Annotated in this window: 26 protein-coding genes; 7 read left to right on the top strand and 19 right to left on the bottom strand. The window is 37.3% G+C overall.

Annotated elements, in window-relative coordinates; all coding sequences use genetic code 11:
* Positions 1 to 31: 31 nt before the first annotated feature.
* The 4 genes from B5440_RS06370 to recA all read right to left on the bottom strand — a co-directional run bounded on the left by B5440_RS06370 (position 32) and on the right by recA (position 3,691).
* Positions 32 to 1,516, bottom strand: a complete 1,485-nt coding sequence (locus B5440_RS06370) for a hypothetical protein (RefSeq protein ID WP_070055388.1) — start codon at positions 1,514 to 1,516, stop codon at positions 32 to 34.
* Positions 1,513 to 2,055 (bottom strand): RNA polymerase sigma factor, encoded by a 543-nt coding sequence (locus B5440_RS06365; RefSeq protein WP_070055387.1) that lies wholly within the window; start codon positions 2,053 to 2,055, stop codon positions 1,513 to 1,515. Before B5440_RS06365 ends, B5440_RS06370 begins: the two co-directional genes overlap by 4 nt.
* Before the next feature lie 12 nt (positions 2,056 to 2,067).
* Positions 2,068 to 2,547 carry a hypothetical protein gene (locus B5440_RS06360; RefSeq protein WP_070055386.1) on the bottom strand — a complete coding sequence of 160 codons (480 nt, stop codon included), beginning with the start codon at positions 2,545 to 2,547 and terminating at the stop codon, positions 2,068 to 2,070.
* Positions 2,548 to 2,674: 127 nt separating this feature from the next.
* Complete coding sequence (recA, locus tag B5440_RS06355) at positions 2,675 to 3,691, bottom strand: recombinase RecA (protein ID WP_070055385.1); 1,017 nt, start codon at positions 3,689 to 3,691, stop codon at positions 2,675 to 2,677.
* A gap of 471 nt (positions 3,692 to 4,162) precedes the next feature.
* On the opposite strand from recA, the gene trhO reads away from it, so the two are divergent.
* The 6 genes from trhO (at position 4,163) to B5440_RS06325 (ending at position 11,026) form a co-directional block, all read left to right on the top strand.
* Positions 4,163 to 5,194, top strand: coding sequence for an oxygen-dependent tRNA uridine(34) hydroxylase TrhO (gene trhO / locus B5440_RS06350; RefSeq protein WP_070055384.1), 1,032 nt, complete (start codon positions 4,163 to 4,165; stop codon positions 5,192 to 5,194).
* 117 nt (positions 5,195 to 5,311) lie between these two features.
* Positions 5,312 to 6,472: a PSP1 domain-containing protein gene (locus B5440_RS06345; protein WP_070055383.1), complete on the top strand. Its 1,161-nt coding sequence runs from the start codon at positions 5,312 to 5,314 to the stop codon at positions 6,470 to 6,472.
* Entirely contained in the window at positions 6,465 to 6,956 is a 492-nt protein-coding gene (locus B5440_RS06340; RefSeq protein ID WP_070055382.1) for a gliding motility lipoprotein GldH, read from the top strand. Before B5440_RS06345 ends, B5440_RS06340 begins: the two co-directional genes overlap by 8 nt.
* A gap of 12 nt (positions 6,957 to 6,968) precedes the next feature.
* On the top strand, positions 6,969 to 9,281 hold the full coding sequence (locus tag B5440_RS06335; protein ID WP_070055381.1) for a penicillin-binding protein 1A: 2,313 nt from the start codon (positions 6,969 to 6,971) through the stop codon (positions 9,279 to 9,281).
* Between the two features lie 196 nt (positions 9,282 to 9,477).
* Complete coding sequence (locus B5440_RS06330) at positions 9,478 to 10,179, top strand: CoA transferase subunit A (protein ID WP_070055380.1); 702 nt, start codon at positions 9,478 to 9,480, stop codon at positions 10,177 to 10,179.
* Between the two features lie 193 nt (positions 10,180 to 10,372).
* Positions 10,373 to 11,026 carry a CoA transferase subunit B gene (locus B5440_RS06325; protein ID WP_070055379.1) on the top strand — a complete coding sequence of 218 codons (654 nt, stop codon included), beginning with the start codon at positions 10,373 to 10,375 and terminating at the stop codon, positions 11,024 to 11,026.
* Between the two features lie 58 nt (positions 11,027 to 11,084).
* Here the strand turns inward: B5440_RS06325 and B5440_RS06320 are convergent, their stop codons facing one another.
* The 15 genes from B5440_RS06320 to hemA all read right to left on the bottom strand — a co-directional run bounded on the left by B5440_RS06320 (position 11,085) and on the right by hemA (position 22,872).
* On the bottom strand, positions 11,085 to 11,444 hold the full coding sequence (locus B5440_RS06320) for a DUF6616 family protein (protein ID WP_070055378.1): 360 nt from the start codon (positions 11,442 to 11,444) through the stop codon (positions 11,085 to 11,087).
* 118 nt (positions 11,445 to 11,562) lie between these two features.
* Positions 11,563 to 12,276 carry a 3'-5' exonuclease gene (locus tag B5440_RS06315; RefSeq protein ID WP_070055377.1) on the bottom strand — a complete coding sequence of 238 codons (714 nt, stop codon included), beginning with the start codon at positions 12,274 to 12,276 and terminating at the stop codon, positions 11,563 to 11,565.
* Positions 12,260 to 13,414 carry a serine hydrolase domain-containing protein gene (locus B5440_RS06310; protein WP_070055376.1) on the bottom strand — a complete coding sequence of 385 codons (1,155 nt, stop codon included), beginning with the start codon at positions 13,412 to 13,414 and terminating at the stop codon, positions 12,260 to 12,262. The genes B5440_RS06315 and B5440_RS06310 overlap by 17 nt, the downstream gene beginning before the upstream one ends.
* Positions 13,415 to 13,426: 12 nt before the next feature.
* Positions 13,427 to 13,918, bottom strand: coding sequence for a methylated-DNA--[protein]-cysteine S-methyltransferase (locus B5440_RS06305; RefSeq protein ID WP_070055375.1), 492 nt, complete (start codon positions 13,916 to 13,918; stop codon positions 13,427 to 13,429).
* Positions 13,854 to 14,981, bottom strand: coding sequence for a CNNM domain-containing protein (locus B5440_RS06300; protein WP_070055446.1), 1,128 nt, complete (start codon positions 14,979 to 14,981; stop codon positions 13,854 to 13,856). The genes B5440_RS06305 and B5440_RS06300 overlap by 65 nt, the downstream gene beginning before the upstream one ends.
* A 132-nt stretch (positions 14,982 to 15,113) precedes the next feature.
* Entirely contained in the window at positions 15,114 to 15,587 is a 474-nt protein-coding gene (locus B5440_RS06295) for a hypothetical protein (RefSeq protein WP_070055374.1), read from the bottom strand.
* Between the two features lie 96 nt (positions 15,588 to 15,683).
* A complete protein-coding gene (locus tag B5440_RS06290; protein ID WP_141728152.1) occupies positions 15,684 to 16,019 on the bottom strand; it encodes a hypothetical protein in 336 nt (111 codons plus the stop codon).
* Positions 16,020 to 16,091: 72 nt separating this feature from the next.
* Positions 16,092 to 17,081, bottom strand: coding sequence for a porphobilinogen synthase (hemB, locus tag B5440_RS06285; RefSeq protein WP_070055372.1), 990 nt, complete (start codon positions 17,079 to 17,081; stop codon positions 16,092 to 16,094).
* Positions 17,082 to 17,127: 46 nt separating this feature from the next.
* Positions 17,128 to 17,478 (bottom strand): four helix bundle protein, encoded by a 351-nt coding sequence (locus B5440_RS06280; protein ID WP_070055371.1) that lies wholly within the window; start codon positions 17,476 to 17,478, stop codon positions 17,128 to 17,130.
* A 40-nt stretch (positions 17,479 to 17,518) separates the two neighbouring features.
* Complete coding sequence (hemF, locus tag B5440_RS06275) at positions 17,519 to 18,421, bottom strand: oxygen-dependent coproporphyrinogen oxidase (protein ID WP_070055370.1); 903 nt, start codon at positions 18,419 to 18,421, stop codon at positions 17,519 to 17,521.
* 2 nt (positions 18,422 to 18,423) lie between these two features.
* Entirely contained in the window at positions 18,424 to 18,882 is a 459-nt protein-coding gene (locus B5440_RS06270) for a DUF6973 domain-containing protein (RefSeq protein ID WP_141728151.1), read from the bottom strand.
* Between the two features lie 26 nt (positions 18,883 to 18,908).
* Complete coding sequence (gene hemE, locus B5440_RS06265; RefSeq protein WP_070055368.1) at positions 18,909 to 19,937, bottom strand: uroporphyrinogen decarboxylase; 1,029 nt, start codon at positions 19,935 to 19,937, stop codon at positions 18,909 to 18,911.
* 77 nt (positions 19,938 to 20,014) lie between these two features.
* Positions 20,015 to 20,677: a uroporphyrinogen-III synthase gene (locus tag B5440_RS06260; RefSeq protein WP_070055367.1), complete on the bottom strand. Its 663-nt coding sequence runs from the start codon at positions 20,675 to 20,677 to the stop codon at positions 20,015 to 20,017.
* Positions 20,678 to 20,698: 21 nt separating this feature from the next.
* Entirely contained in the window at positions 20,699 to 21,619 is a 921-nt protein-coding gene (hemC, locus tag B5440_RS06255) for a hydroxymethylbilane synthase (protein WP_070055366.1), read from the bottom strand.
* Positions 21,616 to 22,872 carry a glutamyl-tRNA reductase gene (gene hemA / locus B5440_RS06250; protein ID WP_070055365.1) on the bottom strand — a complete coding sequence of 419 codons (1,257 nt, stop codon included), beginning with the start codon at positions 22,870 to 22,872 and terminating at the stop codon, positions 21,616 to 21,618. The genes hemC and hemA overlap by 4 nt, the downstream gene beginning before the upstream one ends.
* A 201-nt stretch (positions 22,873 to 23,073) precedes the next feature.
* Between hemA and B5440_RS06240 the strand changes: the two genes are divergently transcribed.
* Entirely contained in the window at positions 23,074 to 23,973 is a 900-nt protein-coding gene (locus B5440_RS06240) for an AraC family transcriptional regulator (RefSeq protein WP_070055363.1), read from the top strand.

Here is a 23,973-nt window from a genome sequence, read left to right as displayed (position 1 = left end):
CTTCTGAAGGATTCTACTCCTTTCATAGGTGCTAAAAATTGAAACTTATTCCGGAATAAACGCCAAAATAGAATGGGCGTACGCCTGGAGCATCATCAAAAGTATCTAGTTGATATTTAAATATTGGTTCTAAATTCAACTGAAAACTATCGGTAAGTTTGTAATCTAATCCCACTCCCACATTGGTGCTAAAACTAACTTTATTAATATTGTTTGCTTCGCCAATTCTGGTGTTTTGATTATTGGTATTTACCTTTATACTATTTTCATCTAAAAACAGGCTGCTTCCGCCGGCAATTAGGTTAATACCAATTTTACGATCTACAAGATTATATTCAATTTCCAGCGGAACTTCAATAAATCCAAACTGTTGATTGATTTCGCCTGGTAAGGCCATATTGGTGCCAGAGAAATTACTTCCGTCGCTATTTCCGAGCTGGCTGCCGGGAAGTCCCGATGGCGCGCTATCTAATTGCACATTATCTGACTCATAATTTATGGAACTAATACTATTAGGATTTACAGTGGCAGAAAACATAATATCTTCTACATCGTAACTCATAGATACTTTAGAAATCCCACTCCTAATCTTTATTTTATCTGAAATAGCATAGGCCAAATTCATTCCATAAGCCATACTAACCTGGGAGCTGGTGTTGTTGCCTGCAAATTGTGGTGCTATCGCGTTTCCTTTTCCAATATTATCATAAAAAACAGGAGCGGCAAAAGTGCTTAAACGCAGTTTCTTTTTGCCTGTTTCTGCAATAAGATCTTCCTCTTTTTCCAGGTTTTTATCTTTTTCAATCTGCGCCAATTGTTGGGCTACTTCCAGGCTGTCTTTAGTCGAAAATTGCTCTTCTATTTCAGTTTTATTCGCTTCCTTTTGAGCAATAGCTTCAGGTTTCTGCTGTTCGTTTTTTGAATTTGGATTGATGAAATCCTGATGTTGAATATTTTTTTCTACGGAATTTTGATGATCTTCTCCCGCTAAAGCTGAATTTTGTTCGCCTGACTCATCCGTAATTTTGTTCGCATTATTTTCTTTTTCTTTTTCTTTTTCTTTTTCAGTTGAAGTGATTTGTGACTTGCCAGATTCAACATTTGTATTTTGAGAAGCTAAAGCTGAATTATTATTTGATGATGAGCTTTTTGCATCTTTAGATGTTGAATAAATTGTTTCATCCACATTGTTTTTCAATACTTCTGAGGCATTTGTAAACTGTTCGTTTTTATTGATTTCTGGTAAATTTATTTGAGGTTTTGCACTTTCTTCTACTTCAAAAACAACTTGTGTCTCTGTAAAATTATTTTGGCTAAAGAAATATCCGCCAAGAACCAGCGCTAAAACTGCGGCAACTCCGCCAAGTTTTATCCATAACGGAATGATAAAAGGCTTTTTTCGATCTTTCTCCTTCAGTTTACCGGCAATGTTATTCCATAACTCAGGACTTGGTTCGGGGGCAAAATCCCTAAACTTTTCCTGGTATAGCCGGTCTATGTTTTTTCTTTCTTTCATAGCGATTGCACCTTATTGTCGTTGAGGTGGTTTTCTATTTTAGACTTCAAAATATGCCTGGCACGGGCCAAATTAGATTTTGAACTTCCCACACTTATATTCAGCATTTCTGCGATCTCTTTATGTGAAAATCCGTCTAATGCATAGAGGTTAAAAATTTGCCGGTAACGTTCTGGCAAATCCTGAATGCTTTCTAATAGAAAATCGGTTGTAATTTCTTCGTCATCAACTTCTATTTCCGGATCTTCCAGAAGGTTTTCGTTGATGATCTCAAAATATTTCTCTTTTCGGTGCTTTTGTAGGGTGGTGTTTATGACAATACGTTTCATCCAGCCTTCAAAAGAACCTTTATCTTCATATTGGTTGATTTTATTGAAAATGGTAATGAAACCCTCCTGCAAGTTGTCTTCAGCTTGCTGGTAGTTATTAGAATACTTAAGGCACAGGCCAAAAAGTTTACCGGAGTACAATCGGTAAAGCTTTTCCTGTGCCCTAATATCCTGCTTTTTACACTGATGTATGAGTTTTTCTAAACTCACTAACTTAGATTGTTATGCGTTAGTATTTTCTTCTGGTGTTTCTGGTTCGGGCTCTCCAACCGGAACATCAATAATTAAAAACTCTGCTTCTCCATTTTCATCTTCTCCCGTGAGTAATTTAAATTGGTAGTTATTGTAATCTTCACTACTAACTCTTAAATCTCTTATAGTCCGACTATCAGTTAATTCTCCTTCTTCTGTACAGTCTGTAATGTTCGCATCGTATGAGATTAATGCAGCGATTTCTATTACAAATGTAGAGTCGGTTTCCTCATCTACATAAGGATTTACGCTAAAATTGGAAAATTGATGACACGCATTGGGTAGCTCGTAAGTTACCTCTAAATCATAACTTTCACCAATTTCAAAATATTCCGGTAAATCAGTACCGGTAATTTCTGCGATCGTGAAATTCAAATTTGGACCGTCATCATCTGTGTCGCAACTGTAAAGACTTAGGGCCAGGACCATTAACAGGGCAATTCTTTTCATTTCAAATTTATTATTTAGGTGTTATCTATTTCATAGATGCAGCTTTATTGAAATGGTTGCGTGCCGAAACAAAAAAATCCCTTTTTTTAAGGGATTTTTAAGACTTTGCTGTTATTTAGCCTGGAACTTAAGCTTCTTTGGCAACTTTAATAGCATTCTTTATTTTTTCTTCTAGCTCTTCCATTAAATCTGGATTGTCTTTAAGCAGAATTTTCACCGCATCACGACCCTGACCTAATTTAGTGTCTTCGTAGCTAAACCAGGAACCGCTCTTTTTCACGATCTCATAATCTACACCAATATCTATAATTTCTCCAATTTTAGATATTCCTTCGCCATACATAATGTCAAATTCAGCCATTTTAAATGGTGGGGCAACTTTGTTTTTCACCACTTTTACACGGGTTTTATTACCCATAACATTACTATTGCTATCTTTTATTTGGGTAGAACGTCTAATATCTAAACGTACTGAAGCATAGAATTTTAAGGCATTACCACCGGTAGTAGTTTCGGGGTTTCCAAACATAACCCCAATCTTTTCCCTTAACTGGTTAATAAAGATTACGGTACAATGGGTTTTGCTAATAGAAGAGGTGAGTTTTCTAAGGGCTTGAGACATTAAACGGGCGTGTAATCCCATTTTAGAATCTCCCATTTCACCTTCAATTTCACTTTTAGGGGTAAGCGCAGCAACCGAGTCTATCACAATAATATCTATTGCTCCAGACCGGATTAAATTATCGGCAATTTCCAGTGCCTGTTCTCCATTATCTGGTTGCGAAATAATAAGGTTCTCTATATCTACACCAAGTTTTTCTGCATAAAAACGGTCAAAAGCATGTTCTGCATCAATAAAGGCAGCGATGCCTCCTTTTTGCTGAGCTTCAGCTATGGCGTGTAAGGTTAAAGTTGTTTTACCCGAAGATTCAGGTCCATAAATTTCAATAACCCTTCCACGGGGATATCCTCCAACACCCATGGCTAAATCTAAACCTAAAGAACCGGTAGAAATGGCATCTATATCTACTACGGCCTGGTCACTCATCTTCATCACGGTACCCTTTCCGTAGGTTTTATCCATTTTGTCGAGGGTAAGCTTTAAGGCTTTTAATTTTGCTTCTTTTTCTTTATCGTTGCTCATAATTTGAATAATCTATTTAGAGAGTTGCTAAATTACTATAAGTTTTCCTGCATCACAATTTTATATGAGCGGCTTTTGTATATTTACGATATATGAAAGATTTAAAATGCTGAAACAATTTTGTTGAAGTATTTTAATTTTTTGAGCCATATGCCTCGCTGTACTTGCAAAGAGGTAGTAAACCAAATAGAAATTTAAAAATTAACTCTGCCTATGAGATTTTTGAAAAAAAGTCTGCTTATGCCTGGTGTTTTTGATGCTTCAGCGATTATTTTGCTGAATGTGAGTTGCCGGGTAGATGGTGGCTAGAATTTTAAAATCTAATTTATGAAAGAATGTAAAAAAGATTACAAACCGAATTAGCCACACAAAAAATGCCCTGGGAATTCAATTTTCAGGGCATTTTTTCTTCCTTGAAATTTAAACGTATCTTTGCAAAAAATTTCTTTAACCTTAACTAATTAGTATAGCATGCAACTGTACAATAAATTAAGCGCTAAAGAGAGGGAAACACTTATAGACGAAGCGGGAGAAGACCGTTTAACGCTCTCTTTTTATGCCTATGCCAGAATTGGCAATCCACATTTATTCAGAAATCATCTTTTTATCGCCTGGGACCAAATGGATGTGCTTGGCCGCATTTATGTTGCGCACGAGGGGATTAATGCCCAACTTTCTGTTCCGGCAACACGATTTGAAGAATTTAAAGAATTTATAGATAATATTTATTTTCTTGAAGGCGTGAGACTAAATATCGCTATTGAACACGATGCTAAGGCTTTTTTAAAGCTGAAGGTTAAAGTTCGTGATAAAATAGTAGCTGACGGACTTAACGATAGCACTTTTGATGTTACCAATAAAGGTGTTCACGTAGATGCTTTAAAATTCAACGACCTTATTAGCGACCCTAATACAGTATTGGTAGATATGCGTAACCATTACGAGAGTGAAATTGGTCATTTTCAGGGAGCCATAAAGCCAGATGTAGATACGTTTAGAGATTCTTTGCCAATTATAGAGAACGATCTTAAAGATTATAAAGAAGATAAGAACCTGGTAATGTATTGCACCGGTGGTATTAGGTGTGAAAAGGCTAGCGCATATTATAAGCATAAAGGCTTTAAGAATGTGTATCAACTGGAAGGTGGAATTATTGAATATGCCCGCCAGGTTGAAAAGCAAAAACTGGAAAACAAGTTTATAGGTAAGAATTTTGTTTTTGATCATCGGCGTGCCGAGCAAATTTCAGAAGAAGTGATCGCAAATTGTCACCAGTGCGGAAAAGCTTGCGATACCCATGTAAATTGCGCTAATGAAGCCTGTCACTTACTGTTTATTCAGTGTGAAGAATGTGCCGAAAAAATGAATAATTGTTGTTCTACAGATTGTATGGAGGTTGCTGCATTGCCGTACGAAGAGCAAAAAGCCCTTAGAAAGGGAAAAGGAAATAGCAATAAAATATTCAAAAAAGGGCGTTCGGAGGTTTTAAAATATAAAAGTTAACACAGCGTTCTAAAAAGGGAGTGCCAATTAATATTGGTATATTTACCTTTTTAGAATCTCAATATAAACCCAAAAGTCTGCAAATTAGTTTGCAAGACTTACAACATATAAATATTTATGGCTTGTAGCAGTTGCTCAACCAAAGACGGTCAGCCAAAAGGATGTAAAAATAACGGAACCTGTGGTACAGATTCCTGTAATAAACTTTCTGTATTCGATTGGCTTTCAAATATGTCTATGCCTAACGGTGTAGAACCTTTTAATTATGTAGAAGTTCGCTTTAAAAACGGAAGAAAACACTTTTTTAAAAATACCGAAAACCTTAGCCTTAGTATGGGAGATGTAGTAGCTGTAGAAGCTTCTCCCGGCCACGATGTGGGAATGGTAAGCCTTACCGGAGAATTGGTTAGGGTACAAATGAAGAAGAAAAAAGTAAAACCCGATAGCGAAGAAGTTTTAAAGATTTACCGAAAAGCCACCCAAAAAGATATTGATGTTTGGGAGGAAGTTCGCAGCAGGGAAGAAGCGATAAAGAAACGCGCTCGTGAAATTGCCATTCGCCTTAATCTTAGTATGAAGATTAGCGATATCGAATTTCAGGGGGACGCTTCAAAAGCAACTTTCTATTATACAGCAGATGATCGCGTAGATTTTCGTCAGTTAATCAAGGAGTTTGCACGAGAATTTAATACGCGTATAGAAATGCGCCAAATTGGATTAAGACAGGAAGCTGCCCGCCTTGGTGGAATTGGCTCTTGCGGCCGGGAACTTTGTTGTTCTACTTGGCTTACAGATTTTAGATCGGTAAGTACTTCTGCAGCGAGATATCAGCAATTATCCTTAAATCCGCAGAAATTAGCGGGACAATGCGGAAAGTTAAAATGTTGCCTCAACTACGAGCTGGATTCTTACCTGGAAGCTTTAAAAACATTTCCAAGAACCGATACTAAACTTTTTACCAAAAAAGGAACTGCAGTTTGCCAGAAAATAGACATTTTTCAAGGTGTACTTTGGTATGCCTACGAGGGTGAATGGATGAACTGGCATAAATTAACCGCAGAGCAGGCCAATAAAATTATAGCTTCAAATCGTAAGAAAGAAGATGTTGGTAGCCTTGAAGAGTTTGAAGTTCAGCTTCAAATTGAAGAGAAACCAGATTTTAATAATGTGGTTGGGCAGGATAGCTTAACGCGTTTTGATAAGCCTAAAGGTCAGCAAAAAAAGAACAAGTCAAAAAAACGAAAAAAACGTAAAGGAAAACCTTCTAAGAATGCGTAATGCCTGGGTATTTTTAATTTTTATTGGCGCCTTTGCCTTATTGACTTCCTGTGATAAAAAGCGGGTTTATGACGAATACAAACCTGTAACCGACGGTTGGGATAAAGATTCTACCCTGGTTTTTAAATTGGGAAAGTTAGACTCGCTACAAAATTATAACCTGTTTATAAACGTTAGAAATAATAAAGATTATAATTACAGAAATTTATTTTTAATTACCGAGATGCGTTTTCCGCAGGGAAAAGTAATTACTGATACCCTGGAATATGAGATGGCAGCGCCAGATGGAACCTGGCTTGGTACAGGTTTTGGTGATGTAAAAGAAAGTAAGCTCTGGTATAAAGAAAATGTGAGTTTTACTGAACCCGGTGAATATAGGATTGCCATAAAACAGGCAATGCGTAAAAACGACCAGGTTGATGGAATAGAAAATTTAGAAGGAATTACCCACGTAGGTTTCAGGATAGAAAAAGACCTGCAATAATATTTTACATAAATGGCCGGAACAAAAAAGAAGCAGCAAAAGACCAAAACCAGTAAAAGGCCTTATATTATTGGATTTTGGACACTTTTTGGTATTGGATTATTAGCTGTAGTTTTAATTTTCCTAATGGCAGGCTGGGGCGCTTTTGGTAAGATGCCCGATTTTGAAGAGCTTGAAAACCCTGAAACTAATCTTGCTACCGAAATTTTCTCTTCAGATGGGGAAACTTTGGGAAAATATTATAGTGAAAACCGCACACCTATAAAATACGACGATCTTCCTGACCACCTGGTTGAAGCTCTTGTTGCTACTGAAGATGAACGTTTTTATAAACACGCCGGGATAGATGCAAAGGGAACAATTAGAGCCGCGGTTTACCTGGGAACAAGAGGTGGTGCGAGTACAATTACCCAGCAGCTTTCCAAATTATTATTTACAGATCAGGTATCCAATAATCCTTTTGCCAGGATCTTACAAAAGGTAAAAGAATGGATTATTGCTACAAGGTTAGAACGCCAGTACACTAAAGAGGAAATTATTACCATGTATTTTAATAAATACGATTTTGTGTACCAGGCAGTGGGAATTCGTTCAGCTTCAAAAATTTACTTCGGAAAAGAAGCTAAAGATCTTAATATAGAAGAATCGGCGGTATTGGTGGCTATGCTTAAAAACGCTGCTCTATACAATCCTGTGCGTAGGCCAGAACTAGTAAAACAGCGTCGTAACCAGGTTTTTGTTCAAATGCATAAAAATGGATATTTGTCTGAACAGGAAAAAAATTCTCTTCAGAAATTACCATTAAACCTCGATTTTTCTCCTGAAGGGCACGATGAAGGTATGGCAACCTATTTTCGTGTATACCTGCAAGGATTTATGAAAGACTGGATAGAAAAAAATCCAAAACCTGACGGGACTGAATACAGTCTTTACCGTGATGGGCTAAAAATTTATACCAGCATAGATTCTAAAATGCAACAGTATGCTGAAACCGCTGTGGAAAAGCATATTTCTCATCTTCAGAAAGAATTTGACAGGCAAAATGAAAGAAATAAAACCGCACCGTTTCGGGATTTAGACCAGGGACAGATCAATAATATTGTAAAAAGTGCTATGCGACGCTCCGTAAGATGGCGGGAAATGGAAGATCAGGGCAAATCTGAAGAAGATATTCTGGCCTCCTTCGATAAAGAAACTAACATGCGTGTTTTTTCCTGGGATGGTATTAAGGACACTATTATGACGCCTAAGGATTCTATATTCTATTATAAAGGATTTTTGCAAGCAGGTTTAATGTCTATGACGCCACAAACAGGAGAAGTGAAAGCCTGGGTTGGTGGAACTAACTTTAAACATTTTAAATACGATCACGTAAAACAAGGGAAACGCCAGGTAGGTTCTACCTTTAAGCCATTTGTTTATGCTACGGCAATAGATCAATTAAAGCTTTCTCCATGTGATATGATGCCTAAAAACAGGTTTACTATTGAAGCCGGTAAATACGGGAATGTTAAAGATTGGTCTCCAGGAAATGCTAACGGAAAATACGACGGGATGATTAGTTTAAAAAATGCGCTCGCGCAATCTGTGAATACCGTAACAGCCAGGCTAATTGATAAAACAGGTCCGGGGCCGGTTCTTGATTTGGTTAAGAAATTGGGTGTGGATACTGAAAACTTTTCGAACGGACCGGCAATTGCTTTAGGTACCGAGGATATGAGCCTTTTTGAAATGGTTTCTGCTTATAGCACTTTTGTAAATGAAGGTGTTTATGTGAAACCGGTGATTGTAAACCGAATTGAAGATAAAAATGGTACGGTGCTATATCAGCACGTACCGCAAACTCGCGATGTACTTAATAAGGAAGCTGCTTATGTGACGGTAAATCTCTTAGAAGGCGTAACACAAAACGGTTCTGGAGTTCGTTTACGTGGAACTTATGCTAAAGAATTTGACCATTACAAACGCGGGGTAACCGGTTATCCTTACGATTTTAAGAATCCTATTGCCGGGAAAACCGGAACCACACAAAACCAAAGTGACGGTTGGTTTATGGGAATGGTTCCTAACCTCGTAACCGGCGTTTGGGTTGGTGCAGAAGATCGTGCCGTGCATTTTCCATCACTAAAATACGGCCAGGGTGCTACTATGGCGTTACCAATTTGGGGAATGTATATGAAAGATCTTTATGCAGACGAAGAACTTGATGTTTCACAAGAAGCATTTCCAAGACCTGATAATCTTTCTATTGCGACAGACTGCGAGCAGTATAATCAGGAAAATCAATCTCAAACCGATAGTGTACCAGACGAACTTGATTTTTAAGCCCTCTAGAGGGTTTAATTCCTCCAGGCGAATCCCGTAATTTTTATATCCCGATTCATACCTCTAGGTCTTGGCTTGTGGTTTTTGATTATTTAGCAAAAATTCAGCTTTATTTTTCAGGAAAATATAATCTACAAGCCTAAAAGCATTGTAGCAGCATTTTTATTTTCGTATTTTTCGGTAAAATTTAATACCGATGATTAGAAAAACTGTAGCAAATGTAAAGGATGCTTTGCAGGGCGTAGAAGATGGTATGACGTTTATGCTGGGAGGTTTTGGCCTTAGCGGTATCCCAGAAAATGCCATTTCAGAATTAGTTCGTCTTAATGTAAAGAACCTTACCTGCATTTCCAATAACGCCGGGGTAGATGACTTTGGCCTCGGACTTTTACTTCAAAAGAAACAAATATATAAGATGGTTTCTTCCTATGTGGGAGAAAACGACGAGTTTGAGCGCCAAATGCTTAGCGAAGAGCTGGATGTAGAGCTTATTCCGCAGGGAACATTAGCTGCGCGTTGCCAGGCTGCACAACAGGGTTTTCCCGCTATATATACGCCTGCCGGTTACGGTACCGAGGTTTCCCAGTTTAAGGAAACACGCGAGTTTGATGGAAAAATGTATGTATTAGAAAAAGCCTTTAAAGCAGATTTTGCATTTGTAAAAGCCTGGAAAGGTGATAAAGCCGGAAATCTTATTTTTAAAGGAACTGCCCGTAATTTTAATCCGCTAATGTGTGGTGCCGCTAAAGTGACTGTTGTTGAGGTGGAAGAACTGGTAGAACCGGGAGAACTGGACCCGAACCAGATTCATATTCCGGGAATATTTGTACAACGCATTTTTGAAGGAAAAAATTACGAAAAGCGAATTGAGAAAAGAACAGTTCGAAAAGTGAGTTAAAGGTTGATGGTTAAAAGTGACCATTGAACAAATAACTAATTGACGAATGTTTTATAAACTATGATTTGAAGATTTGAAAATGTGATAATTTGAGAATCATTCATTTTTCAATAGTGATTTTATGGTCTTTTCGAATCTGGTTTTTTGAAAAAATATAGATTTCCGCCTTCGCGGAAATGACAAAATTAGAATTATGTTAGACAAAGAAGGAATAGCAAAACGTATTGCCAAAGAGGTGAAAGATGGGTATTATGTGAATTTGGGAATTGGAATTCCTACCCTCGTAGCCAATTTTGTACGCGATGATATAGAAGTAGAATTTCAGAGTGAAAACGGAATCCTGGGAATGGGACCTTTTCCACTGGAAGGAGAAGAAGATGCCGATCTTATTAATGCTGGAAAACAAACCATAACTGCACTTCCCGGTGCGAGTTTCTTTGATTCAGCAATGAGCTTCGGAATGATTCGCGGCCAACACGTAGATCTTACTATTTTAGGAGCTATGGAAGTTGCCGAAAATGGCGACATCGCCAATTGGAAAATACCGGGGAAAATGGTAAAAGGTATGGGTGGTGCTATGGATCTTGTAGCCAGTGCTGAAAATATTATCGTAGCGATGATGCATACCAACAAAGCAGGGGATTCTAAATTGCTTAAAAAATGTTCGCTGCCTTTAACCGGCGTGGCCTGTGTAACTAAAATTGTAACTAACCTGGCGGTTATTGAAGTTACTAAAGATGGTTTTAAATTGCTGGAAAGAGCTCCCGGAGTAAGTGTAGAAGAAATTCAAAAAGCAACTGAAGGAAAGTTACTTGTAGAAGGTGATATTCCTGAAATGCAGTTATAAAAAAATCCGGCAGTAACTTTAAATTACTGCCGGAAAATATTTCTATTTTAATTCGTATTTAAGTTAGTGAAGTAGATTCAGCTTCAAGATCTACCAAGAAATCAATAGCTTCTTTTTGCGAAATAATTTTTCCACGCGTATTGGCCTGGGAGAAATAATCGTACCAACCTACTTTCTTTAAGTTCTCTTCCAAAGTTTCTACATTATCTATAGAAGGCATTTTCCAAACCGTAACGTAGCGGTACTGGCTTCGGTAATGAGTGTGTTCATCATTTAAAGCCCAGCCTAGATTTTCTACACCATTCTCTTTCAAACCGGTAATTCTATCTTGCATATTTTCCATGAGCTCCCGTCTTTTATCTTTAGACAGGTCTATCCACTTTCCGGTTACATTCCACATTTCAATATACAAATACATAATTTTATGGTTTTAATAGTTATATACTTCAAGTTAGTGAAAAAATTAAGAGAAATTCTTTAGCTTAGGTTAAAATGTCTTAATAGCTGATAAAACTCATCTGCCGAACGTGCTAATTTTATACACTAACCACTTCTGGAGCTTCCAATAGTTTTTCCTGCCGCAGTTTTAAAATAACCTGTGCAATGGCGAGTACATCTTTTTCACAGTAACTAACAATACGGTCCAGATCTTTATCGTTGTAGAAAACGTTTCTTACATCACTACCTGAAATATCATCTTTAGGAGAAGGAATTTTTAGAACGTTGGTCAATAATTTTAAAGAAGTAAAGTGTTTATAATCTCCAAATTTCCATAACTCCAAAGTGTCCAAATGCGGCACTTCCCAGGGCTTTTTTCCAAACAGATTTAGTTTTAAAGGTAGTGGGAGATTATGAATTAGCATTCTGCGTGCAATGAAGGGAAAATCTAATTCCTTGCCATTGTGTGCACAAAGTAAATGCTGAGGTTTTGAGAAATGTTCTTTTAATAATTCTGAAAACTGTTGAAGTAGAATTCTTTCTTCATCTTTAAAAGTGGTAAGTCTAAAAGTTCTGTCGCCATTTTTAAAGCTGAAAAAACCAACGGAGATACAAACAATCTTACCAAACTCTGCCCAAATTCCGGCACGGTCATAAAACTGTTCTGCAGTAAATTCGTCTTTGCGCTGGTATTGAGTTTTCTCTTCCCAGAGTAACTTTTTTTCTTCAGAGAGTTCATTGAAATTTTCAAATTCTGGTACGGTTTCAATATCTAGAAAGAGAATATGCTCTAGCTTAATTGTTTGCAACATCATTTAGCATTTTATAAGTCTCATCAATATACTTATAGAAATCGGGCGCGTGCTCTTCGTCTTCGTCTTTTTTAATCAGGTTTTCCCCCAATCTTACAATAATTAGATCGTCTTCGGGAATAACGATAACGTATTGACCGTGAATGCCACGCATATAAAAAATATCTTTGTCTTTATAATCGCTAAGCCAAAAACCATAGCCATATTGGGGACTATCTTCAAAACGTGGCTCAGTAGATTGCTCAACAAATTCAGGGCTCAGCAACTGTTTTCCATTCCATTGCCCTTTATTTTTATAAAGTTTCCCAAATCTTGCAAAATCCCGGGCGTTAGAAGCTATGCAACAATAAGCCTTCTCCATCCCGCTTTCTTCGCTGTCTAATTGCCACAGCGCGTCGTGTTGCATATTCATTGGTTTCCATAAATTCTCACTTAAATATTCTGAAAGATTCTCTCCGGTGGCTTTTTCTATAACCATCCCAAGTAAAATAGTATTGCCACTAAGGTATTTAAAGCTCTCTCCGGGAGTTCCGGTTACTTTTAGGCGTAGTACTAGTTCACGAATGTTTTCATCGAAATAAGCCCTTGCAGTCATACCGAAGGGATTGTAGTAATTCTCATTCCAGTTTAGGCCAGAAGACATAGAAGCCAGGTCTCCTACTTTTAAATCAGACTTAAACTGAGGGAAAAAATCGGAAACCGGTTGCTCTAAACTTTTAATATACCCATCTTTAATAGCGCTCCCCAGTAATGCCGAAACAATACTTTTGGCCATAGAAAACGAATTTGTTTTAGAATCTGGGCCATATTCCTGGTAATATTTCTCAAACCAAATACTGTCATTTTTAATAATTAAAAAAGCAGCGGTTTCCAGTTCTTGGTTTAATTCTGTTAGATCTTGAGTTGATGAAACAGAGTTATAATTTGAATGTTCCGGCCATTTATCGTTTCCGGTTCCTGCTTCGATCAGCCTGTTTTCAAAATGCGGATAATCATCTATAAAAGCTGTATTGTGCCCTTGAAAATATGTGGCTTGAATTCCGCGGAAAATATAACCGAAATCAAAAATAATTAGAATAACAATGGCGATGGAAAGTACGAGTATTACCGAGCCAAGAATCTTTAAAAATCTAGTCATAAGGCTGAGGTTTTAGAACATTGATAGTTGTGAAGTATTGTTTTCGTGGTTTAAAAGCCATTGTTTTCGCTGCAATCCACCGGCATAACCGGTTAGCGAACCGTCACTACCAATTACGCGATGACAGGGAATTACCACCCAAAGCGGGTTTTTTCCATTGGCTGAAGCTACTGCCCGTATTGCTTTTTCATCACCTAATTTCCTGGAAAGTTCGAGGTAGCTACAGGTTTTTCCGAAAGGAATTTCGTTAAGTGCTTTCCAAACTTTCTGCTGAAAAGCAGTTCCTTGCGGATTTAATTTTAAACTGAATTCTTCCAGTTCTCCGTTAAAATAATCGTTTAATTGTTGAAACGCGGATTGAAGAAAATCGGGAATTTCTGTGGAAGTTGGAATTTTTTCATCCAGAATTTGAATGGCCGAAACTCCCTCTTCGTCTCCGCTAATTTTGGCTGTTCCCAGCGGAGTTTTCAGAAATATCTGATTTGGCGTCTTCGTTTTCCTCATTGTCTCTCCTTTGAATTAACCCAAGGCGTTTTGCTCTTTTTTCCCAGTTTTGTCGGGCCAACATTTGCATATCTTCAATACTATCGCTTTCGTCCATTATTTCAAGCCCCAGTAAAGTTTCAATAATATCTTCCATGGTTACAAGGCCAACGGTATTCCCAAATTCGTCTACAATCATGGAAATATGTCCTCTTTTTTGAACAAAATTTTCAAAAAGTTCGGGGATTGGAGTGTCTTCAGCACTCATAAAAATATCTCTTTTTAGAGTGCTCAAAGGTTCAGCACCTTTATCGTCTATCATTTCCTCCAACACATCATCTTTCAGAATAAAACCGGTAACATTGTTGGTTTGGTTTTTATAAACAGGAATTCTGGAAAACTTAAGATTTTTATGAGTTCGGTGAAATTCTTCTATGCTGGTATCTTCATTTTCAATAATTGCCACAGAATATGGCGTCATCACATCTTTTGCCTTAACCGATTTAAATACCAGTAGGTTTTTAATAACCGTGGTTTCACTTTCGTCAAACACACCTTCCTCTTCGGCAGCATCGGTAATTGCAGCAAATTCTTCACGGTTCATAGAAGAAACGTGAGCCGATTTTCCAATTAGTTTTGTGGTAAGCATCATAAGCCAAAGTATTCCAGTATACTTCAGCGGAAAGATCATTATTTTAAGTGTTTTTGCGGTAAAATTCCCCAGGGCTTGCCAGTATGTGGCGCCTATGGTTTTCGGAATAATTTCAGAAAGAACCAGAATAGCCACCGTCATTACTGCAGAAACTATCCCAACAGCATTTCCGCCATCGCCATAGATCTTTTCGGCCTGTACACCTACTAAAATTGCTCCCACGGTATGGGAAATAGTATTTACCGTTAATATTGCAATTAGTGGTTTGTCTATATCTTGTTTAAAATTTGCCAGGGTCGTGGCATATGCTTTTCCTTCCTTATTTTTTATTTTGATATAAGAAGGGGTTACGCTCAATAAAGCTGCTTCCAAAATTGAACACATAAAAGAAAAGAAAATGGAAAGAACAGCAAATAAAATTAGTAATCCCATATTGGTTTTTAGGCTTGTTTGAAATACTAATTTAAAGATAATTCCTGCAAACAAATGCAAAGAAATGATAAAGTATAAAAAACAGCCCCGATAGATTAAAATCGGGGCTGGATAAGAGTTACTGATTAAGCCTTAAGCTGAGAGTTTTGCGCTAATTATACGCTGCCACTTCTGGGCGGCAATTAACCTTTCTGATGCGTTATTATTCTCATTATCATCTTCATCATAAAAGATAATTTCAGTAGGTTTTTGGTTCCTATTTTCTTCTGAAAGATCTAAGCTAACACTTTTAATTAATTTCTGATTCTCCGGAAAAGGATGAGAATTTACTTTGCTATTCTTTATTTTGTTGAGATCCAAAACCCGATGTTGCATATTATTGGCAGGCTCTATAATGAGCAGCTTATTTGCTTTACTGTCTAAACCCAGCAATAAATTGGCGGAAACCTCAACAGTGTCAGTTGTTAAGTTATTTTCAGCACTTATTTTTTTAAGCTTGTTAAGCCTGTTTTTTTCTTTGTTGTTCTGTTGCCAAATCAGGTATAGTATTGGCATAATAAACACTGCTAAAAGGCCAAGGCCAATTAGTGTAGATACGGTATCCATTTTTTGTAATATTTAGGTGAATTTTAATTTGTTTGCTCTTTTTTTGAGCTAAATATGAATTACGAAAAACCTTAAGTTCTTCGGAAATCAAGCAATTCACCAGAAAAAATGGAATGGATAAATTTGTTGAAGTATTAACCGCCTTTGGTCTAAACAATTGAAAAATGATTTTTTCTCAATTGGAAGCAGTAATGGTTCTTTTGAAGTAAAAGTAGAAGCTGAATTCCCTGCAAAAACAGAAAAACTTTCTTCTGAAATGGTATTTTCAGAAGAGATAATTTCAGAAAATAGTACCGCCTGTTTATTTTGATCGGCCTGAAGATAATCGTAATTACGGGAATCAAGATTATGAGCAGAAAAACCAGAAAAAGCGAAGCCCTGCCCTGAAAAGGACATAAACAATATGGCAAACAGCGCATATAAAGCTTTCAAATTTTTCTGGTTTTTCAACCTGTAAATGTATATAACAACCTGATTGGTTATCGCTAAATTTTAGTTATAAAATTAGGAGATCAATTTCACCGCATCTTTAGCAAAATAGCTGGCAATCATAGAAGCGCCGGCTCTTTTTATAGCGGTTAGTTGTTCTAAAACTACCGCATCGTGGTCTAACCAACCTTTCTCGGCTGCAGCTTTAATCATCGCATATTCGCCGCTAACCTGGTAAACCGCCACCGGAACATCTACCGCATTTCTAATATCACGAACAATATCTAAGTAGCACAAGCCCGGTTTTACCATCACAATATCGGCACCTTCCTCAATATCCATAAGGGTTTCTTTAACCGCTTCTTCGCGGTTTGCAGGATCCATCTGGTAGGTTTTTTTATCCTTCGGAATGTTTTCGGCATCAACGGGTGCGGAGTCCAAAGCATCGCGAAAAGGCCCGTAAAATGCTGAAGCATATTTTGCGCTATAACTCATTATGCCCGTTTCATGAAAACCTTCATCTTCCAATAGACTGCGCATTTCAATAATTCGGCCGTCCATCATATCGCTGGGAGCGAGAATATCGGCGCCGGCTTTTACGTGAGAAAGTCCCATTTCAGCTAAAACAGCGGTAGTGTCGTCATTGATCACTTTTCCATCGGCAATAACGCCATCGTGTCCATAAGCAGAATAGGGATCCAGGGCAACATCGGTCATTACCAGCATTTCCGGAACCGCATTTTTTACTGTTTTAATAGCGCGTTGCATTAGTCCGTCAACATTCAAAGCTTCCGTTCCGGCATTGTCTTTTAGATTTTCCGGAACTTTTACAAAAAGCAAAACCGATTTTATCCCTAAACTCCAAAGCTCTTTAACTTCCTTTTCCAGCAAATCAAGGCTAAACCTAAAATAATTAGGCATAGAAGCGATTTCTTCCTTTTTGTTTTTTCCTTCAACCACAAAAAGTGGCGCTATAAAATCGTTTGGAGTTATTGCGGTTTCCCTAACTAAGCTTCTTATTGCCTCGCTAGTTCGTAATCTTCTATTTCTTCTTAGTGGATACATTTTTTTGGCTTTAAGCCAATAGCTATGAGCAATTAGCTGTTGGCGTTTAATTTAATTTTTGAATTAAAGAGTTGAGCATTTTTTTGATTTCCTCTACTTGAAATATTAATGGTGTGCCTTGTTCCTCTGTTATAAAATTAAGATCAATACTTAATAGAATTTGGTATTCTAATTCATTGGCTGAACCAAATGCAATGTAGAGAAATCTTGCAAAATCTTTGTCACTTTTCCTTCTGCAACCTTCAGCAATATTTGTGGGAATAGAACTGGAAGAACGTTTCATTTGGCTAACCAAACTATAAAGCTCTTCTTGAGGGTAATTGGCTACTATTTGATAAACATCAAGCGTGAGTTTATGACCTTTTTCCCAAACTGAATAATTTTTATAGTTTCTCATATTTCCCTGCTTAATGCTAAAAGCTAAAGGCTGATAGCTATTAAACCCAATTTCTTGGTTTTTCCAAAACCTTCAATATTTTCTCTTCTTCGCTGCCGGGTTCTGGATGATGATCGTATATCCATTGCACATGCGGAGGTAAACTCATTAAAATACTTTCTATTCTTCCGTTGGTTTTTAAACCGAAAAGCGTGCCTTTATCGTGTACCAAATTGAATTCCACATACCGGCCACGTCTTATTTCTTGCCATTTTCGGTTTGCTTCAGAATATGATAACTTTTTACGTTTTTCTACAATGGGTGCATAAGCTTCCAGGAAGCTATCACCAACTTCGGTTACAAAATTGTACCAGTCTTCAATACTTTTTTCTTCGGATGCTTTTAAATAATCAAAGAACAATCCTCCAATTCCGCGCGCTTCGTTTCGGTGGGAATTCCAGAAGTATTCATCACATTTTTTCTTGTATTCCGGGTAAAACTCCGGGGAGTGTTTATCACAGGCTTCTTTTGAAACCTTATGAAAATGTTCGGCATCTTCTTCAAAAAGATAGTAAGGCGTAAGATCCTGCCCACCGCCAAACCACTGGTCTAAAACGTTTCCTTCTTTATCATACATTTCAAAATAGCGCCAATTAGCGTGAACTGTGGGTACCATTGGATTTTTTGGATGGATCACCAAACTGAGTCCGCAGGCAAAAAAATCTACATCGCCAATTTTAAAATATTGTTGCATTGCAGGAGCTAAAGGCCCGTGCACTGCCGAAATATTTACGCCGCCTTTTTCAAAAACAGCACCGTTTTCTATAACCCTGGTTCTGCCACCACCACCTTCTTCGCGCTCCCAAAGGTCCTGTTGAAATTTCGCCGTACCGTCTATCTCTTCCAGTTTTTCACAAATGCGATCCTGTAAATCTTCGATATATTTATAAAACTCCACTCTCATTTTCAATCTTCAATATAAACCAGTTTATCTTTCGTTTTTCCTATTTCTTCTACTTTGGAAACCTTAATTGCCACTTTCATTTTTTGCTGCAAAAGATGAATGATTTCTTCAGTTGGAATTTCATTTCCTTTATATAAAGCCTGCCCAAACCGGTTGTTGTGTAAATCCATGGTTTTGGCTAGTTTTTGGTTTGGAGAAAGTTTTTCGTGCAAACCAGTAAAATGGTCGCTCCAAATTCTGGCAGCTTCAACCGATCCGGAAATTTTAAAACATTGCTGGCAAATTAAATAATTCCATAGGGCGTGTCTAAAGGCATTTTCTTTTCCATTTTTGTGATGTTCCTTTTTATAAAGGTCGTCACAAATTCTTATGGTTTTAATCGTTGCCCGGTAGGTTGGTAAAATATAGCGCGGTTTACTTATAAAAATTTTAGAGACTGCGAACAGTTCCGTAAAGTTCATATTTTTAATCCGCGCCCAGACTGCCACTAATTAGCTTTATATTCTTTTACCGCATCTACAAAAGCTTTTGCGTTTTCTACCGGAATATTAGGTAAAATACCGTGCCCCAGGTTTACGATATAGCTATCCTTTCCAAATTCATTGATCATTTGGGTTACCATTTTTTTGATCTCTGCCGGAGGGGAATATAATCTTGAAGGATCAAAATTACCCTGTAAGGTGATCTTACCGCCGCTTAAATAGCGTGCATTTCTAGCGCTAAGCGTCCAGTCTACACCTAAAGCTAAAGCTCCCGAATTTGCCATTTCGTGAAGGGCAAACCAGCATCCTTTTCCAAAGGCGATTACCGGGATTTCATCTTTTAAGGCATCAATGATCTGCTGAATATATTTCCAGGAAAATTCCTGATAATCTACAGGACTTAACATTCCGCCCCAGGAATCAAAAATTTGTACCGCATCAACTCCGGCAGCAACTTTTGCTTTAAGGTAAGCGATAGTTGTATCGGTGATTTTTTGTAATAACTGATGGGCTGCCACTGGATTAGTAAAGCAAAATTTCTTCGCTTTATCAAAGTTTTTTGAACCCTGCCCTTGCACGGCGTAGCATAGAATTGTCCACGGGGAACCGGCAAAACCGATTAGCGGAACTTCGTTATTTAATTCCTGTTTGGTCATTTTAATAGCGTCCATTACGTAACCTAAAGTTTCCTCGATATCTGGAACAATTACATTGTCTACATCTTTAGAGGTGCGAATTGGATTTGGCAGCCATGGGCCAACACCGGGTTTCATTTCTACCTCGATATTCATCGCCTGTGGAATCACCAAAATGTCACTAAATAGAATTGCGGCATCTGTCCCTATTTGATGAATAGGCATCACGGTGATTTCTGTAGCGAGCTCTGGAGTTCGGCAACGAGTGAAAAAGTCGTATTTTTCTTTAAGCTTCATAAAATCGGGAAGGTAACGGCCTGCCTGTCTCATCATCCAAACTGGTGGACGTTCTACCGTTTCTCCTTTTAAAGCTTTTAGAAATAAATCGTTTTTTATCATTTTTTAGAATATTTTACTCGATAATCGAGATTAAATGTTCCGAGGCTTGCCTCGAAATCAAATTATATTTTTCAATATTAAATGCTTCGTGAGCTTGCTCCGAAGTAGTTTACTACCTGCACAATCACATTTTCAATAGTTGGTTTGGTAGCAATTATTATGTTATTTGTATGTTTTTGGGCTTCTGTAGCCGTGGTATTACCTATACAAAAAGCCGTAGTGTCTTTTAACCGATTTTTTGCTGTAAAACTCTGCACCGCACTTGGGCTAAAAAATAAAATCCCTTCAAATTCCTGCGGAAATGGCTGCGGATTCAAGCTTGTTTTGTAAACTTCAATTTCGTTAAATTCAATATTTTCTTTTTGTAAAATCTCAGGAAGTTCATCTCTTCTTTTATTTCCGCAGAAAAAAGTAAATTCTTCAGCCGCATATTTCTTAGTAATAATTTCGGCTAAATCCTTACCATAATTTGCTATTTCCTGAATATGGAATCCATTATCACTTAAAAGCTCCGCAGTTTTTTCTCCAACACAAAAACAGTTCTTCAGTTCAATTTTTTCAATAACCGAGTTTACTGCATTTTTACTGGTAAAAATGGCGTTTTCAATTTTTTCTGAAGGAAGTTTAAAATTGCTAGTTTGGGTTACTATGGCATTATATTCTACCAGGCTTAATCCCGAATTTAGAAACAATTGTTTCTGGGAATTACTGAGTTTTTTGGTAGAGAGAATGCTCTTCATTCATAGTTATTTAAATGAGAATCAGCCTTCGGTATTTATTTCAGCTTTAATTTGCTGCATCAATTTTGCACCGCCATTATTAAGAATTTCTTCAGCACAACGCCTTCCAAGATTTTCAGTTTCGTTTAAAGAAACAGTTTTTTCAACTCCAATTTTCTCTTTTCCATCCAGGCTAAATAATGCGCCTTTAAAGTAAACCAAATCTTTGTCTATATTGGCTAAAGCACCAATTGGCGCAGTACAACCGCCCTCTAATACCTTCAAGAATTCCCGCTCAATATGTACGGTAATTTCAGATTCTCTATGGTTTAATAAAGCAAGTGCTTTTCGGGTAAATTCATCTTCTTCCATGGCCACCACAAGCATTGCGCCTTGTGCCGGGGCAGGAATCATCCAGTTAAGATCTGTGAAATTATCTGGTTTTAGAGCGATGCGTTCCAAACCGGCAGCTGCGAAAATTGCGCCGTTCCAGTCGTTATTGTCTAATTTTTTCATCCTTGTATTTACATTTCCACGTAAATCTACCACCTTATGATTAGGATGCTTATTAAGCCATTGCGCTTTTCTTCTAAGGCTTCCCGTAGCAATAGTACCTTCACTTTCTAAGAAATCTAGGCCTTTATGGATGAGAATATCCTTAGTATTGGCTCGTTTTAAAACCGCTGCTTCAACAATGCCCTTGGGTAGTGCTGTAGGTACATCTTTCATAGAATGTACTGCGATATCAATCTCGCCTTTAATCATAGCAACATCCAGGGTTTTGGTAAAAATCCCGGTAATGCCCATTTCGTAAAGTGGCTGGTCTAGATTAAGGTCTCCTGTGGATTTTACAGGAACAAGTTCGGTTTTATGGCCGGCCTTTTCCAATGCATTTTGCACTGTTTTTGCCTGCCAAAGCGCGAGTTCGCTATCCCGGGTGCCAATGCGAATTACTTTGTTCATTTGGCCTGTTCTTCTAGCTGAAATACTTTCTGGATCAATTCCAGGCTTTCATCGGTAGTTTCGGAATCTCCTTTTAAATGATTAGCGAAATGCTTCATTATTTTTTGAATGATCCTGTCACTAACTATTTCAGCTTGTTCATCGTTGAAATCTGAAATTTTCTTGCGCTGAAAATCTAACTCGGCATCTTTCATACTTCTAAGCTTTTTCTTTAAAGCTTTTATGGTAGGTGCGAATTTTCGGGTCTCAAGCCATTTATTGAAATCGGTTTCCACCTCTTTAATAATTACTTCGGCTTCAGGAATAAATTGCTTTCTTCGTTCTAAATTCTCGTCGGTAATTTTTGAAAGCTGATCCAGGTGCACCAGTTTTACATTCAGTAAATGCGCTACATCTTCTGAAACATTCTTTGGGATAGAAAGATCTAAAACCAGTAGATCTTTATTAGAATAGATCAATTCTTTAGAAATAGTAGGGTTTTGCGCTCCTGTAGCCACAATTAGGATATCGGTATTTCTTATTTCTGCCTGTAAATCGGCGTAATCTTTAACGATAAGATTGAATTTCCCTGCAATTTTTTCCGCTTTATCTTTGGTGCGGTTAATAAGGGTAATATGCTCGTTATGTGTGTGTTTTATAAGGTTTTCGCAGGTATTTCTACCTATTTTCCCTGTTCCGAATAGTAAAATATTCTTATCAGAAACATTCGGTACATTTTGCAGAATGTATTGTACAGAGGCGAAAGAAACTGAAGTAGCACCTGTAGAAATTTCGGTTTCATTTTTAATGCGCTTACTAGCCTGGATTACTGCGTTAACTAATCTTTCTAAAAAGGCGTTGACAAGTCCAAGCTTTTTAGAACGGGTAAAGGCAACTTTTAACTGACTAATAATTTCGAAATCCCCCAGAATCTGGCTATCTAGCCCGGTGCCGACCCTGAACATATGAGAAATAGCCTGTTTGTTTTTATGAACATAGGCTACTTTTTCAAATTCTTCTACGGTGCCGTGTGTATGTTCACAAAGCAATTTAATAAGTTGAAATGGGTGTTGCGCAAATCCGTAAATTTCAGTACGGTTGCAGGTAGAAGTTACCAAAATAGCTTCAATCCCTTCGGCACTAGCTTGCTGAAGTAAACGTTTCTTTGCTTCTTCGTCTAAGCTAAAATGTCCTCTTATCTCTGCATCAGCCTTTTTATAGCTAAGGCCTATTGTGTAAAAATGTTTTCCGCTTGCGATGTGATAATCTTCCATGTACCTATTTAGGCTATTCGGTGGCAAAATTAAGCTAATGTTAAATCAAAAAGTAACGCTCAAAGTACTTTTTGTATCGCTTTCAGTTATTTTAGGTTTTTTATATCTTCAAAAAATGGTATTTGCTTACATTTGTAGTAGTGATAGTCGATTTGGAGGCAATAGTTTAGAACAATTCTAAATAGTTTAAAAATTAAAAGTATGATTTTAGAAGATAAAAATAACGCTGAAGGATTTACGGAAGAATTAAAAGTTGAAGATGGTTTTTATCTTTTAAAGTTTCAAAACGAAACTTCTGATAATCAAAAAATTATTCGCGATATAGATAGTAGTTTTATCCAGTTTCACTTCAATTTAAAAGGAAATTGCAAGTTTCTGTTTAATAACAGCAATTACGAGCTTCCGCTTAATGAAGAAAGTTCATTATTACTTTATAATCCGCAGCAGGATCTTCCGCTTAACTTAGTTTTAGAACCAAATTCCTGGTTAATTTCCCTGGTGATTTCTATTAAAAAATTCCATTCCCTGTTTTCACAGGAAGCCGGATACATTACTTTTTTAAGCGCCGATAATAAGGATAAAAAATACTATAAAGATGCTCCCATTTCGCCTTCTATGGCAATTGTGCTTAATCAGGTAATGAATTTTAATCTTACCCAAAGCATTAAAAATCTTTATTTAAAAGGTAAAGCTTATGAGCTGCTTAGTTTGTATTTTAATAGAACAGGAGATCCAGATGTAGAGCAATGCCCTTTTCTTAGTGACGAAGAAAATATTATTAAGATTAGAAAAGCTAAAGATATCGTGATCTCCCGAATGGCCGAACCACCTTCGCTACAGGAATTATCTGATGAAATTGGATTAAGCCTTAAAAAGCTTAAAGAAGGTTTTAAGCAAATTTATGGCGATTCGGTTTACAGTTTTCTATTTGACTATAAAATGGAATTCGCAAGAAAACTCCTGGATAGTGGCGATTATAACGTAAACGAAGTTGGTTTGAAGGTGGGCTACAGTACTTCCAGTCATTTTATTGCGGCTTTTAAAAAGAAATTTGGTACTACGCCAAAGAAATATATTATGTCTTTAAATCCAAACGTTTAA

Source organism: Salegentibacter salarius, assembly GCF_900168265.1.
Lineage (GTDB): Bacteria > Bacteroidota > Bacteroidia > Flavobacteriales > Flavobacteriaceae > Salegentibacter > Salegentibacter salarius.
Note: the sequence above shows the minus strand (reverse complement) of the source record. Positions and strands in the feature narration are given on the sequence as shown.

Bases quoted from the DNA above. Each gene is read 5' to 3' on its own strand.
- B5440_RS06310 (WP_070055376.1), bottom strand. From the start codon at position 13,414: ATGACTAGATTTTTAAAGATTCTTGGCTCGGTAATACTCGTACTTTCC.
- B5440_RS06260 (WP_070055367.1), bottom strand. From the start codon at position 20,677: ATGAAGAGCATTCTCTCTACCAAAAAACTCAGTAATTCCCAGAAACAA.
- hemC (WP_070055366.1), bottom strand. From the start codon at position 21,619: ATGAACAAAGTAATTCGCATTGGCACCCGGGATAGCGAACTCGCGCTT.
- hemF (WP_070055370.1), bottom strand. From the start codon at position 18,421: ATGAGAGTGGAGTTTTATAAATATATCGAAGATTTACAGGATCGCATT.
- hemB (WP_070055372.1), bottom strand. From the start codon at position 17,081: ATGTATCCACTAAGAAGAAATAGAAGATTACGAACTAGCGAGGCAATA.
- B5440_RS06335 (WP_070055381.1), top strand. From the start codon at position 6,969: ATGGCCGGAACAAAAAAGAAGCAGCAAAAGACCAAAACCAGTAAAAGG.
- B5440_RS06325 (WP_070055379.1), top strand. From the start codon at position 10,373: ATGTTAGACAAAGAAGGAATAGCAAAACGTATTGCCAAAGAGGTGAAA.
- B5440_RS06295 (WP_070055374.1), bottom strand. From the start codon at position 15,587: ATGGATACCGTATCTACACTAATTGGCCTTGGCCTTTTAGCAGTGTTT.
- B5440_RS06330 (WP_070055380.1), top strand. From the start codon at position 9,478: ATGATTAGAAAAACTGTAGCAAATGTAAAGGATGCTTTGCAGGGCGTA.
- B5440_RS06315 (WP_070055377.1), bottom strand. From the start codon at position 12,276: ATGTTGCAAACAATTAAGCTAGAGCATATTCTCTTTCTAGATATTGAA.
- B5440_RS06280 (WP_070055371.1), bottom strand. From the start codon at position 17,478: ATGAGAAACTATAAAAATTATTCAGTTTGGGAAAAAGGTCATAAACTC.
- B5440_RS06240 (WP_070055363.1), top strand. From the start codon at position 23,074: ATGATTTTAGAAGATAAAAATAACGCTGAAGGATTTACGGAAGAATTA.
- B5440_RS06320 (WP_070055378.1), bottom strand. From the start codon at position 11,444: ATGTATTTGTATATTGAAATGTGGAATGTAACCGGAAAGTGGATAGAC.
- hemA (WP_070055365.1), bottom strand. From the start codon at position 22,872: ATGGAAGATTATCACATCGCAAGCGGAAAACATTTTTACACAATAGGC.
- B5440_RS06305 (WP_070055375.1), bottom strand. From the start codon at position 13,918: ATGAGGAAAACGAAGACGCCAAATCAGATATTTCTGAAAACTCCGCTG.
- trhO (WP_070055384.1), top strand. From the start codon at position 4,163: ATGCAACTGTACAATAAATTAAGCGCTAAAGAGAGGGAAACACTTATA.
- B5440_RS06345 (WP_070055383.1), top strand. From the start codon at position 5,312: ATGGCTTGTAGCAGTTGCTCAACCAAAGACGGTCAGCCAAAAGGATGT.
- hemE (WP_070055368.1), bottom strand. From the start codon at position 19,937: ATGATAAAAAACGATTTATTTCTAAAAGCTTTAAAAGGAGAAACGGTA.
- B5440_RS06370 (WP_070055388.1), bottom strand. From the start codon at position 1,516: ATGAAAGAAAGAAAAAACATAGACCGGCTATACCAGGAAAAGTTTAGG.
- recA (WP_070055385.1), bottom strand. From the start codon at position 3,691: ATGAGCAACGATAAAGAAAAAGAAGCAAAATTAAAAGCCTTAAAGCTT.
- B5440_RS06300 (WP_070055446.1), bottom strand. From the start codon at position 14,981: ATGGGATTACTAATTTTATTTGCTGTTCTTTCCATTTTCTTTTCTTTT.
- B5440_RS06270 (WP_141728151.1), bottom strand. From the start codon at position 18,882: ATGAACTTTACGGAACTGTTCGCAGTCTCTAAAATTTTTATAAGTAAA.
- B5440_RS06340 (WP_070055382.1), top strand. From the start codon at position 6,465: ATGCGTAATGCCTGGGTATTTTTAATTTTTATTGGCGCCTTTGCCTTA.
- B5440_RS06360 (WP_070055386.1), bottom strand. From the start codon at position 2,547: ATGAAAAGAATTGCCCTGTTAATGGTCCTGGCCCTAAGTCTTTACAGT.